This is a genomic window from Janthinobacterium sp. YR213 (genome assembly GCF_900099875.1).
In the GTDB taxonomy this organism is placed as follows: Bacteria; Pseudomonadota; Gammaproteobacteria; order Burkholderiales; family Burkholderiaceae_D; genus Janthinobacterium; species Janthinobacterium lividum.
Genome location: NZ_FNDA01000004.1, coordinates 554,548 through 566,858, shown reverse-complemented (window position 1 = coordinate 566,858; position 12,311 = coordinate 554,548). Strand labels below are relative to the sequence as shown.

Annotated in this window: 15 protein-coding genes; 11 read left to right on the top strand and 4 right to left on the bottom strand. The window is 63.0% G+C overall.

Features of this window, described 5'->3' with window-relative positions; all coding sequences use genetic code 11:
* Positions 1–8: 8 nt before the first annotated feature.
* The 4 genes from BLT98_RS20270 to BLT98_RS20255 are packed head-to-tail and all read right to left on the bottom strand — an operon-like array spanning position 9 to position 2,219.
* The gene (locus tag BLT98_RS20270) at positions 9–281 is read right to left on the bottom strand and encodes a flagellar biosynthetic protein FliQ (protein ID WP_034757874.1); all 273 of its coding nucleotides are present in this window, start codon (positions 279–281) and stop codon (positions 9–11) included.
* A gap of 3 nt (positions 282–284) precedes the next feature.
* Positions 285–1,055: a flagellar type III secretion system pore protein FliP gene (fliP, locus tag BLT98_RS20265; protein WP_034787879.1), complete on the bottom strand. Its 771-nt coding sequence runs from the start codon at positions 1,053–1,055 to the stop codon at positions 285–287.
* Complete coding sequence (locus tag BLT98_RS20260; RefSeq protein WP_070253622.1) at positions 1,052–1,417, bottom strand: FliM/FliN family flagellar motor switch protein; 366 nt, start codon at positions 1,415–1,417, stop codon at positions 1,052–1,054. The genes fliP and BLT98_RS20260 overlap by 4 nt, the downstream gene beginning before the upstream one ends.
* Before the next feature lies 1 nt (position 1,418).
* Positions 1,419–2,219 carry a FliM/FliN family flagellar motor switch protein gene (locus tag BLT98_RS20255; protein WP_034787875.1) on the bottom strand — a complete coding sequence of 267 codons (801 nt, stop codon included), beginning with the start codon at positions 2,217–2,219 and terminating at the stop codon, positions 1,419–1,421.
* Positions 2,220–2,842: 623 nt separating this feature from the next.
* Here BLT98_RS20255 and BLT98_RS20245 point away from each other — a divergent pair.
* The 11 genes from BLT98_RS20245 to BLT98_RS20195 all read left to right on the top strand — a co-directional run bounded on the left by BLT98_RS20245 (position 2,843) and on the right by BLT98_RS20195 (position 12,299).
* Positions 2,843–3,181 (top strand): flagellar hook-basal body complex protein FliE, encoded by a 339-nt coding sequence (locus BLT98_RS20245; RefSeq protein WP_034787870.1) that lies wholly within the window; start codon positions 2,843–2,845, stop codon positions 3,179–3,181.
* A gap of 60 nt (positions 3,182–3,241) precedes the next feature.
* Positions 3,242–4,972, top strand: coding sequence for a flagellar basal-body MS-ring/collar protein FliF (gene fliF, locus BLT98_RS20240; RefSeq protein ID WP_092610858.1), 1,731 nt, complete (start codon positions 3,242–3,244; stop codon positions 4,970–4,972).
* Entirely contained in the window at positions 4,950–5,990 is a 1,041-nt protein-coding gene (locus BLT98_RS20235) for a flagellar motor switch protein FliG (protein WP_034787864.1), read from the top strand. Before fliF ends, BLT98_RS20235 begins: the two co-directional genes overlap by 23 nt.
* Positions 5,987–6,676 (top strand): flagellar assembly protein FliH, encoded by a 690-nt coding sequence (gene fliH, locus BLT98_RS20230; RefSeq protein ID WP_034787861.1) that lies wholly within the window; start codon positions 5,987–5,989, stop codon positions 6,674–6,676. The genes BLT98_RS20235 and fliH overlap by 4 nt, the downstream gene beginning before the upstream one ends.
* Positions 6,673–7,983, top strand: coding sequence for a flagellar protein export ATPase FliI (gene fliI, locus BLT98_RS20225; protein WP_034787854.1), 1,311 nt, complete (start codon positions 6,673–6,675; stop codon positions 7,981–7,983). Before fliH ends, fliI begins: the two co-directional genes overlap by 4 nt.
* 8 nt (positions 7,984–7,991) lie before the next feature.
* Positions 7,992–8,429: a flagellar export protein FliJ gene (locus tag BLT98_RS20220; RefSeq protein WP_046684908.1), complete on the top strand. Its 438-nt coding sequence runs from the start codon at positions 7,992–7,994 to the stop codon at positions 8,427–8,429.
* 89 nt (positions 8,430–8,518) lie between these two features.
* A complete protein-coding gene (gene fliD, locus BLT98_RS20215; RefSeq protein ID WP_034787851.1) occupies positions 8,519–9,931 on the top strand; it encodes a flagellar filament capping protein FliD in 1,413 nt (470 codons plus the stop codon).
* A 50-nt stretch (positions 9,932–9,981) separates the two neighbouring features.
* Positions 9,982–10,371 carry a flagellar export chaperone FliS gene (gene fliS / locus BLT98_RS20210; RefSeq protein WP_034757830.1) on the top strand — a complete coding sequence of 130 codons (390 nt, stop codon included), beginning with the start codon at positions 9,982–9,984 and terminating at the stop codon, positions 10,369–10,371.
* A 67-nt stretch (positions 10,372–10,438) separates the two neighbouring features.
* Entirely contained in the window at positions 10,439–10,681 is a 243-nt protein-coding gene (locus tag BLT98_RS20205; protein WP_225317290.1) for a hypothetical protein, read from the top strand.
* The gene (locus BLT98_RS20200) at positions 10,678–11,823 is read left to right on the top strand and encodes a flagellar hook-length control protein FliK (RefSeq protein WP_092610854.1); all 1,146 of its coding nucleotides are present in this window, start codon (positions 10,678–10,680) and stop codon (positions 11,821–11,823) included. The genes BLT98_RS20205 and BLT98_RS20200 overlap by 4 nt, the downstream gene beginning before the upstream one ends.
* Positions 11,823–12,299, top strand: a complete 477-nt coding sequence (locus tag BLT98_RS20195) for a flagellar basal body-associated FliL family protein (protein WP_092610851.1) — start codon at positions 11,823–11,825, stop codon at positions 12,297–12,299. Before BLT98_RS20200 ends, BLT98_RS20195 begins: the two co-directional genes overlap by 1 nt.
* Positions 12,300–12,311 lie beyond the last annotated feature (12 nt).

Genomic DNA, 12,311 nt, shown 5'->3' with positions numbered 1-12,311 from the left:
GCGCGGCGCTATCCGACCAGGGTGGCGGCGCGCTGAAAAATGGACACGCAATAATCCATCAGGTAACCGGCCATCCAGCGTCCGGCCAGGATCAGGGCCAGCAAGGTGACCAGCAGGCGCGGCAGGAAACTCATGGTCTGTTCATTGATCGAGGTGGCCGCCTGCACCAGCGCGACCAGCAAGCCCATGAGCAAACCCGGCACGACCAGGATCACCACCAGCAGCATGACGACATGCAACGCTTCGATGATCAGGTCGACGGCGACTTCAGGGGTAAACATGGATCAATAGCCCTGTATGCTGGTAACTAAGGTGTTGACGGTCAGGGTCCAGCCATCGACCAGCACGAACAGCAGCAGCTTGAACGGCAGCGAAATGACCAGCGGCGACAGCATCATCATGCCCATCGCCATCAGCACGGACGCCACCACCAGATCGATGATGAGGAACGGGATGAACAGCATGCAGCCGATCTGGAACGCCGTCTTGAGTTCGGATAACACAAACGCGGCCAGCTTGACCGTGAAGCTGTGGTCTTGCGGGCGCATGCTCGACGGTTCGCCGGCCAGGTGCGCGATCTGCGCCAGCGCGGCCTTGCTCGTCTGCGCCAGCATGAAGCGCGAAATCGGCACTTCGGCGATCTTCAGGGCTTCCTGCATGCCGATCTGGTCGCGGTCGTACGGCACGAACGCTTCCTTCCACACCTGGTCGCCGATGGGGCGCATGACCAGCAAGGTGAGAATCAGGGCGATGCCGGTGACGATGCGGTTGGGCAAGCCCTGCTGCAGGCCCAGGGCCTGGCGCAGCAGGGACAGCACGATGACGAAACGGGTAAAGCTGGTCATCATCATGACCATCACGGGCAGCAGCCCGAGCAGGGTCATGACGACCAGGATCTGCATCTTGACCGACAGGTCGGTCTTCGCGCCCGGCACCACGCCGGACAATAAATCCTGCGCCCCGGCGGCGGCGCAGCACAGCATCAGAACGGGAACAGCCAGCGCGGCAGCCAGCGCGCCGCGGCGCCGGCTCAAACCGGGTACCGCCAGCTTCATGCTGTCATCAGGTCGAGATTGAGGCCGTCGAGGTCGATGACTTTCAGGCCATAGTTCTCGCCGGCCACCACCACTTCGGCGCGGCCGATAGGCGTGCCATTGACCTTGATCACCAGCGGTTCGCCGGCCAGCATGTCGAGTTCGATCACGCTTTCAGGGCCGATGGCCATCAGCTCTTCGAGCGAGATGCGGGCCGAGCCCACTTCCAGGGTCAGGGTCACGGGAATCTTGCGCATCATCTGCGGAATGTCGCGCCGCGCGCGGCCGCTGGCCACGTCGGACACGTCGCCCTGGTCGATGATCATGTCATCGCCCAGGTCTTCCAGCAGGGTTTCGCTCTGGTTGGTATCGTTCAGATTCATATTATTCGACATCTTCAAATGAGGTTAAACAGAGCTTGCCCTTGTGTTCGGAAACAGCAGCTGTAAATAAACGGGAGTCGTCGAGCATGACGTCGGTACGGCTCAGGCTGACGGGAATCACGTCGCCCACGCGCAGGTCGAACAAGGCACCCAGTTGCACCTGTTTGCTGACGAGCCGGCCTTCCAGGGTCACTTGCAGGCGCGAAGCGAGCGGGCGCACGCTGCCACGCAAGGCTTTCTTCGCTTGCGCGCGCTCGGGCAGCAGGCCGCGCAGCACGTCGGCCATCAGGCGCTTGTCCAGCGAGAACCAGAACTGGCCGCTCTGCCCCGCCTCGACGTCGCTGAGCGCCACGGTGACGATCCAGCTGCCGCGCGCCGGATGCACGCCAGACTGTACGGCGACCTCGGCACTGGTGTCGATGTCGCTGCTCTTGCCCAGGGTTTGCAGGTTCTTGTGGACGCGGGAAAACAAGCTGTTCACCAACTGTTGTCCCAGCACCACAGCGAGGCGCTCCTCCGTGGCCGTCACGCGCACCTGCGCCGGATCGGGCAGCGCACCCTTGGCGCCGGCACTACCATAGCGATAGTTCAGCACGCTCAAGAGTATCTGCCGTTCAAGGGCAAAGCCCGTCTGGCTGGCCGCCGTGGAAAAACTCAGCCAGCGGTTCACGCTGTCCTCGTTTTCCACGCGCGACAAGCTCACGCCATCGATCTGGAAGTTGCCCCAGTAGCGACGGCTCATCGGCTGGCGCAGGGCCACGGCCAAGTCGTCGCGCAGCTGGGCGCCGAATACATGCAGCAAATGGACAGGACGTCCAAGCAGACAAGAATCGAGGACTTGATGGCGCACAGTTTGATCTGTCTTAGTGGTTATCATGAGGGTCATGTCGTATTGCGGTGGCAGAACAAATTATACGGATCACCCGAAATTAAATACAGCATCATCTTGACCTTGCAAACCGATCCGCAAGCAAACGATTGCGCATCGTATCGCATGCTAGATGACTACGGTGCTGAACAATACATGAAAATGCTAAATATTGCCATGTATCAATATTCCTTGAGGCAATCCTCTCTTTACTTTATAGTTGCCCCGAGGTAAGCTTATAGCGACAAAATAGTGATTTGCAGTGCGCCATTCCGCTTACCTGATTCCGGTTTTTATGGCAGTTTCCAGTCCTTCTTATTGCCACCAGCAGAAACTTTTATCAGATAAATATTAGTTATCATGGCCATGTAAATCATGTTGGCGTGGGTTTGCTGGGTTTGTTTGAGTCTGCTTGAGCGGATGGTGTGGCAACTGATAAAACTGATGGGTCCTGAAATCGGGCCAGGCAAGATGGCATTGGATGTAATGCCTGCCGGAATGGCAACACCAGTAATTTCTGATTGATACGTCACCGCATATTGAAAGTAGAGGGCAAGATGAGCAACGAACTCGCAGGTCTGATCAAGGCCGATCTGGCAGCACTGAGCAATGACGCGCGCGCCTTGGGCGCCAGCATCGCGCCTGCCGCCCAGTTCGGCGCGCCGGAACAATCCGGCTTCTCCTTTGCGCAAAGCATGAAAGACGCCATCGGCAAGGTCAACGGCGATGACCGCATGGCCGCGCAAAAAATGAGCGACGTCGACAGCGGCAAGAGCGACGACATGGTCGGCGCCATGCTGGCCAGCCAGGAAGCGAGCCTGTCTTTCTCCATGTTGATGCAAGTGCGCAACAAGGTCATGGGCGCCGTCGACGAACTCATCAAATTGCCTCTGTAATCTTCACGTCCTGATCCACGCCCAGCCTCCCAGCGAAAGTTACCCCAAGTGATTACCCCCATGAAGTCCGCATTTGCGCGCTGGCGCCTTGGCGCCCAGCCCGCCATTCCGCCCGCCCTGCTGAAAAACCTGGTTCCCATCGTCGTGCTGGCCATCGGCATCACCGCCATGGTGACCATGTATGCCTGGCGCGACCAGGCCAACTACAAGCCGGTGTTTGGCGCGCGCGAAAAAGTGGCCGTGACGGACATGATGGCCACCCTGGACGCGGAACACATCCCCTACCGCCTGCATCCGGACAGCGGCCAGGTGCTGGTGCCCGACGCCATGCTGGGCAAGGTGCGCATGCTGCTCGCCTCGAAAGGCGTGACGGCGCAGCTGCCGGCCGGCCTGGAGCTGATGGACAAGAACGACCCGCTGGGCGTCTCCCAATTCGTGCAGGACGTGCGCTTCCGCCGCGGCCTGGAAGGCGAACTGGCGCAAAGCATCATGACGATGGACGCGATCGCTTCGGCGCGCGTCCATCTGTCGATTGCCAAATCGACTTCGTTTGTCGCCAGCGACGGCGACAAATCCTCCGCTTCCGTCGTGGTGGCGCTGAAACCGGGCCGCACCCTGGCGCAGGAACAGATCGCCGCCGTCATCAACATGGTGGCCGGCAGTGTCGCCAGCCTGGCGCCCACGCGCGTGAGCCTGGTCGACCAGAGCGGCAACCTGCTGTCCTCGCACATCGACCTGACGGATGGCTTCGATGCCTCGGCCGCCGGCAACGAAGGCGCGAAACGCTTCCAGGATGAAATCCGCCGCAACGTCACGGGCTTGCTGGGCCCGGTCATCGGCGAAGACAACTTCAAGCTCAGCGTGACGGCCGCCGTGAACAACGACCGCGTGGACGAAACGCTGGAAAAATACGGCGAAGCCCCGAAAGTGACGAGCGAAGCGATGCGCGAAGAGCAGGAACGCAACCGCACCGTGGCCGGCATTCCCGGCAGCCTGTCGAACCGTCCGCCAGCGGCCGCCGTGCCGGCACCGGCCGACGCCGCCGGTGGCGCCCCCGCCGATGGCGCGCCGAAGCCATCCGACGATGGCACTGCCCGCAAGAACGCCACCACGCGCCAGTACGCCTACGACCGCAGCATCACGCAGATCAAGCGCAGCCGTGGCCGCCTGGAAAAACTCAGCGTCGCCGTCGTCCTCAACAGCGCCGCCGCACCGAATCCGAAAACGGGCTGGACCCCTGCCGAACTGGGCAATATTGAAAAAATGCTGAGCAGCGGCCTGGGCATCAACGCCCAGCGCGGCGACAGCCTGAGCCTGACGGCGCTGGCCTTCCCGGCCAAGCCGCCCGTGGCGCAGTGGTGGGAAGAGCGCGATACCGTCGTCGATTTCAGCAGCTGGCTGCTGTACGCCCTGGGCGCCATCCTCGGCTACTTCCTGATCCTGCGTCCGCTGCTGCGCCTGCTGACCACGCGCCTGGCGCCGCCGCCACTGAAACAGCTCGATCCCGCCCTGGCACTGGGCGGCGCCAGCGCCGCCGGCGCGAATGGCGTGGCCGCAGCCGGCGCGCCTGCCCTGGGCGTGAATGGCAGCCCGCTGGCGCTCGAAGGCGAGGCCGCCGCCGGCAACATGCCGGTCGTGCCGCTGCTGGAAAACTATGACTTGCCGCCACCTGGCTCGGCGGTCGACGTGATGGTCGACCACTTGAAAGTGCTGGCTGAAAAAGAACCCGAGCGTGTCGCCGAAGTCGTCAAACAATGGATGCAGAAAAATGGCCGAACTCAACAACAATAATCCCTCCGACGGCGCAGAATACGAAAGCGTCAGCCTGAACCCCGTGGAACAGGCGGCCATCGTGCTGCTGAGCATCGGCGAAGAACAGGCCGCCAATGTGCTGCGCTGCCTGTCGCGTGAAGAATTGCTGGAAGTCACGCAAGTGATGTCGCGCATGAGCGGCATCAAGGTCGAATCCGTGAAAACGGCCATGCAGACCTTCTTCGACGACTACCGCCAGCAAAGCGGCGTGCACGGCGCCTCGCGCAGCTACCTGAAGCGCTCGCTGGACATGGCGCTGGGCAGCGATATCGCAAATAGCGTGCTGAACAATATTTACGGCGACGCGATCCGCCCCAAGATGGCGCGCCTGCAGTGGGCTTCGCCGAAATGGCTGGCCGAATACATCGTCAACGAACACGTGCAGATGCAAGCCGTATTCCTGGCCTTCCTGCCGCCCGCGCTGGCCGGCCAGATCCTCGATGCCCTGCCCGTCGAAGGACGCGACCTGGTCTTGCTGAACCTGGCACGCCTGGACGAGATCGACCGCGACCTGCTGGTCGAGCTCGACGAACTGGTGGGCCGCTGCCTGGGCACGCTCGACACGCAAAGCACCAGCGTGGAAGGCATCCGCCAGGCGGCCGAGATTCTCAACCGCATGCCGGGCAACCGCGCCGCGCTGGTCGAACTGCTGCGCGCGCACGACCCGGAAGTGGTGTCGGAAATCGAGCTGAGCATGTACGACTTCCTGATCCTGGCCACGCAGAGCGATGTCACGCTCACGCGTATCCTGGAAGACGTGCCGATGGAACAGTGGGCCATCGCCCTCAAGGGCGCGGAACCGTCGATCCGCGACGCCGTGCTGAAAACCATGCCGCGCCGCCAGGCGCAGAGCTTCGAGGACATGATGCGCCGTTCCGGCCCCGTGCCGCTGTCGCGCATCGAACAGACGCGCCAGGAAATCATGGCCACCGTCAAAGGCCTCGCCGATGCGGGCGAGATCGAAGTGCAACTGTTTGCCGAAGCGGTGATCGAATGAAACACTTCCGCTCGTATCGTTTCCCGCCCCTGTCGCAATTCATCGCCGCCGGCCAGCGCGCCTCCAACGAGGACACGGATGGCCAGTGGCAGGCGTCCGTCTCGGAAGGCTTCGAGCAGGGCCAGCGCGACGGCTACGAAGTGGGCCTGGTGCAAGGCCAGCAGGACGGCTACGACACCGGGCGCAACGATGGCATGGCGCAGGGCCGCGAAGAAGGCCGCAATGAAACCCTGGTGGCCCTGGACCGCCTGGCCCGCCCTGTCGACGCCATCTTGCGCGACCTGAAAAAAGTGCGCGCCGATTACCGCGAAGCGCAGCGCAAGGAAGTGGTCGACCTGGTGGCCAAGGTGGCGCGTCAGGTGATCCGCGCGGAACTGGCGCTGCAGCCGGTGCAATTGCTGGCCCTGGTCGACGAGACCCTGGCCTCGATGCCGCCCACGCGCGAAGAAATCGACGTCTTCCTCAATCCGGAAGAATTGAAACGCATCAGCGAACTCGATCCGAAGCGCGCCAAGCGCTGGAACCTGATCGCCGACGCGCGCCTCGACGCGGGCGAATGCCGCATCAAGGCGGGCGACAATGAAGTCGACGCGGGCTGCCATCAGCGCCTGTCGGCCTGCATGGAACAGGTCAGCAGCCACCTGGCGCTGGCCGCCGAACACGCGGACCAAGGCGCGCCTGCATGATCGCCGACACGCTGCGCAGTTTCGAGATCGGCGATATCCCTGTCGCGACACCGACCGGCCGCCTGGTGGGCGCGTCCGGCCTGCTGCTGGAAAGCGCCGGCTGCCGCCTGCACACGGGCCAGCGTTGTCAAATTGAAACTGTGAGCGGCGAGTGGCTCGATGCGCAAGTCGTCGGTTTTCGCGAAAAACTGTCTTACCTGATGCCGTTCAAGAAGGCGACAGGACTGACCACCGGCGCCAGAGTTCTCCCGTTGCCCGACAAGGCCAGCCTGCAGATCGGTCCCTCTTGGCTGGGCCGCATGGTCAATGGCCTCGGTGAGCCGATCGATGACTTGGGCCGCCTCGGTGGCGAACACATCCTGGAAGTCACGCCACCGAAGATCAATCCCCTGAAGAAACAACCGGTGGTCGAACCGCTGGACGTGGGCGTGCGGGCGATCAACAGCATGCTGACCCTGGGCAAAGGCCAGCGCGTGGGCCTGATGGCCGGTTCCGGCGTGGGCAAGAGCGTGCTGCTGGGCCTGATCACGCGCCAGACGGTGGCCGATGTCGTCGTCGTCGGCCTGATCGGCGAACGGGGCCGCGAAGTGCGCGAATTCGTGGAAAAGTCGCTCGGCGCCGAAGGCTTGAAAAAGGCCGTGCTGGTGATCGCACCGGCCGATGAGTCGCCCCTGATGCGCATCATGGCCACCGAGCTGTGCCATTCGATCGCCGCCCATTACCGCGACCAGGGCAAGCACGTGCTGCTGCTGGTCGATTCGCTGACGCGCTATGCCATGGCCTTGCGCGAAGTGGCGCTGGCCCTGGGCGAGCCGCCGGCCACGCGCGGCTACCCGCCGTCCGTCTTCTCGAACTTACCGCAACTGGTGGAAAGCGCCGGCAACGGCGCCCACCCGGAAGGCAGCATGAGCGCCATCTATACGGTGCTGGCCGAAGGCGACGACCAGCAGGATCCCGTGGTCGACACGGCGCGCGCGATTCTCGACGGCCACATCGTGCTCACGCGCGAACTGGCCGAGCGGGGCCACTACCCCGCCATCGACATCGCCGCCTCGATCAGCCGCTGCATGGCGCAGGTGATCACGCCCAGCCACATGCAGGCGTCGCGCGCGCTGAAAGCGTCGATGGCGCGCCATGCGCGCGTGCGCGACCTGATCCCGCTGGGCGCCTACGTGCCCGGCGCCGACCCGATCACCGACCGCGCCGTCCAGCTGCACGCGCCCATCGAAGCCTTCCTGTGCCAGGGCACCAAGGAAGAGGCGCCGATGGGACCGTGCATCGAACAACTTGAACAGATCATGGCCTAGGAGCATACGTGAGCGACGCGCATACCATCCGCAACCTGACCACCCTGGTCGGCCTGCGCAGCACCGAAGTGGAACGCCTGCAAGGCGAAATGGCGGCGCAGACGGCCGTGCGCGAGCGCTACCAGAAAAACCTGGAGCGCCTCACGGGCCTGTACACGGATAGCGGCCCCAGCGGCGCCCTGCCCCTGGCCCTGTCCGTCAACTGTGGCAACTTCAAGCAAGCCGTGATGCAGATGGCCGACCAGCACCGTACCGACCTGCACCTGCACGAAGCCAACATGGCCGTGTCGCAACGCGCGCTGAATACGGCCTGGGCCAAGCGCGAAGTGCTGGACCAGGTGCTGACGCAAAAGCAAAAGCATGTTGCAAATGAGCAACACCGAGTTGATGCCAAGCGGCAAGACGAGCTGGCGACGCAATTCTGGTTCCGCGGGCAGGTAAAATGAGGTTTGTGTAAGTTTCTTTCAGGAAAACTTCACGAAACGGGAATGGGGGTCGCCTTGTACCGGTATATCCCTTTATTCAGGAGTCTGGCATGGCAAACGTAATTACCGCACCACGATACGATCCGATCGTCACAGCAGAACAATTGGCTACCAAATCGGTGGCGGCGCAAAAGGCAGCCCTGGCGAATCAGACCACGCTGGCCAACAACACCAGCAGCGCGCTGGGCAACCTGAAATCGGCCATCTCGGCATTCCAGCTGGCGATGACGACCATGACGTCCAGCAAATCGGTGCTGAGCCAGTCCGCCACCTTCAGCAATACCGCGTATGGCACGGGCACGGCCGGCATCAAGGCCGCGCCTGGCAGCTACGCGTTCTTTGTCGAACAACTGGCCACGGCCAGCCAGACTTCGTATGGCGGCTTGAGCAGCACCACGCCAGCCAACGGCGGCAACATGACCATCCGCCTCGGCGATCCGCTGGCTGCCGTCACCGCCGACAACGCCTTCGACATCGACCTGGCCGCCGCCAACAAGGATGGCGACGCCTACCTGACGCCGCAGGAAATCGCCGCCGCCATCAATGGCAACAGCAAGAATAATGCGCGCGTCACCGCTTCCGTCATCAATATCGGCAACCAGGCGCAACTGGTGCTGACGTCGAATCTCACCGGCGTGGCCAATGCCGTCTCGATCGATACCAACAGCGTGACGGATGCGGGCCTGAAGTCAGCGCTGCAGAGCGACATAAAAGCCATCGCGGCACCGAAGGACGCCATCGTCTGGCTGGGCGCGCAAGGTTCCGGCACCAAGATCACGCAGGCCTCGAATACCTTCACCAACGTGCCTGACGTGAAAATGACGTTCACCAAGGCCATGACGGCAGGCGAGAGCCCCGTGACCGTGACCGTCGGCACCGACAGCGCCGGCACCATTGCCAATGTGCAAGCTTTCGTCGATGCCTACAACAAGCTGAAAAGCGTGATGGATGGCCTGGCCAGCCCCGGCAATCCGGAAAAAAATATCGCTGCCGGCATCTTTGCCCACGACTCCGGCCTGAACGCCCTGCGCACCAGCATGGGCGATGCCTTGCGCCTGAACGTCGATGGCGTATCGCTGGTAGCGTATGGCATTACCGCCCAGCGCGACGGCACGATCAGCCTGAATACGGCCAAGCTGACGGCCAAGCTGGCGGACAATCCTGGCGGCCTGGACAAACTGTTCGGCAATAACAGCCTGTCGGCCCCTGCCGGCGTGCTCGGCGGCCTGGACAAGGTGCTGGGACAGTGGAGCAATGTCACCAAAGGCCAGATCACCCAGCGCATGGCAGCGACGGACAAGTTGCAGAAAAGCCTGGCCAAGAGCGCCGAGCGCCTGACCAACCAGTACAACACTGCCTACACCCGTTTCCTGGACCAATATTCCCGACTGCAAGTATTGCAGGAGCAAATGACCCGGAATTCGGACATGTTCGATGCCATGTTTAGCAACGATAAATCCTAAGGCGGACGTGCCTGCCGCGCCGCCACAGTTAACATAGCGAGAAGAGAATAATGTTGAACAATGAAGCTTACGGCAGCTACCATGCCGTCAACCTGGATTCCCAGACCGCCCGCGCCACACCGGTCGAACTGGTACTGGTGCTGACGGACGGCCTGCTGGAAGAACTGGCGCGCGCGCGCGGGCACATCGTGGGCAAGCGCTACGAGCAAAAGGCGATCAGCCTGGATAAATGCACGCAGATCATCAACGGTCTGTCGAGCTCGCTCGATTTCGACAATGGCGGCGAAGTGGTGGTCAACCTGGCGCGCCTGTACGACTATTGCGTGGCGCGCCTGTACACGGCCGGCATCAAGCTCGACCCGACGCTGATCGATGAAGTGACTACCTTGATGACCACCATCAAACGTGGCTGGGTGGGCGTCCAGGCGAATAATGCCTAGGCGCGCTGCGCTGCAGCAGCTGAGCCGGCATTTGAGCGCGGCTGTCGCCCAGGCGGACTGGGAGGCGATGGAAAAACTCTCGGCCAGCCTGGCGAAAAACATTCCGCTGCTGGCCGAACGTGGCGCATGGAATGCGCTGGAACAAACAGAATTGTTGCAATTGCGCAAAATTCACGCGCAAGCGGTTAAAATTTGCTCTGCGGAAAAAGAACGCCTGGGTCAACACCTGGGTGCATTACAGGCAAATAAGGAAGGTTGGGTCGCCTACGCCGCGCTCGGCGAATACGACTCGGACGGGAATCAAGCATGATCATGAACTTCAACAAGGCGCCGGCCGCTCCGGCAGCCGCGGCCAATGCGGCACCGACACCAGCGTCGGCGCCAGCGCCGGCACAGACGGCCACCTTGCCTGGCACGCCAGGCTATGGCAGCAACGGCGCCGCGCCCTCCGCCCTGCCCCTGTTTGCGCAGGTGCTCGATGTGACAGGCGGGGAGTCGGCCGATGCCGCCACGCCCGCGCCCGCCCCCGTCAAGGATGGCGACAGCGACAGCCAGGTCGACAGCGGCTTGCCTGCCATGGCAGCGCCCGTCATCGGCCTGCCGGTGACGATGCTGCCGCCAACGGACCCGGTCGCAGCCGAGGCGCGCGCCGCCGCGCAGGCACAGACACCAGCCCAGGCGAATGTGGCGCAAGCCAACCCGGCACTCAACATCAGCCTGCATCCGGCGGCAATCACCCTCACCGCACAGGGAACGGCGCAGCCGGCAGGCCGCGATACGCGCGAACCGCTGGCAGCAGCCATCCCGGCGAGCGCCGCCAAGGGCAGCGCGCCCGCACAGCCGTTCGAATCGCTGCTGCAGCAAGCCGCTCCGGCAAGCGCCGTCGCCGCCCCTGCCGCGCGCGATGGCGAACGCAGCGCCGCGACGCCCGCGCCAGCCGCGCCCAACCTGGGCTTGACGGGCGCCATCGGCAATACGGCTACGGCGGCCCCGGCCGGCGATACCATCAAACTCAACGGCCCTGCCCAGCAATGGCAGGAACCGCTGCGCGAAGCGCTGGGCGAACGCCTGCAGACGCAGATCGGCCGCAACAGCGAACACGCGACGATCCGCCTCGACCCGCCCATGCTGGGACGCATTGAAATTTCCATCCGCCACACGGCAGGCGCGCTGCAGGTAAACGTCACGGCGTCGAACTCGGAAGTGTTACGCCAGCTGCAAGGCATCGGCGAAAACATGCGCAGCGACCTGGCGCAGCGCCAGTACACCGAGGTGGCCGTGAATATCAGCGCCACCCCGCGCAGCCCGGCCGCCCAGGCGTTTGCCGAAGGCGATGCGCGCGGCCAGCGTCAACCGGGCCGCCAGCAGGATGATGCCGAACCGGGCCGCGCCCTGTCCGACGGCAGCACTGCCAGTACCACTTACGCCATGCACGAGCGAGAGAGCGCCTGATGAATATGAAAATGAAACTGATCGGCGGCTTTGTCGCCGTGGCAGTGCTGGCCGCCGGCGCGGCTGGCGGCGCCATGTGGTACCTGGCCAAGCCGGTTGCCGGCCATGCCGATGCCACCGAAGCGAAAGCCCCGCCACCGCCCGCCACGGGCAAGAAGGCACGCAAGTTCATTACCCTGGACAAGGTTATCGTGATGCTGCGCCGCAGCCCCGGCGACGGTGAAACGCATTACCTGTCGGCCGACCTGGTGATCGCCACCACCGAGGAAAAGGAAAAGCTGACCAAGGACCACTTGCCGTTGATGCGCTCGATCGCCGTCAGCACCCTGTCGAGCTTTCCGATGGAAAAGGCACAGACCATGACGGTGGAGCAGTATGCCGAACAGATCAACAAGGCCTTCAATGTCAGCTATGAACGCGAGCAAATGGAAAAACCCTTCACCGAAGTCATGGTCGGCAAGCTGATCATTGAATAAGCCAACACGCCA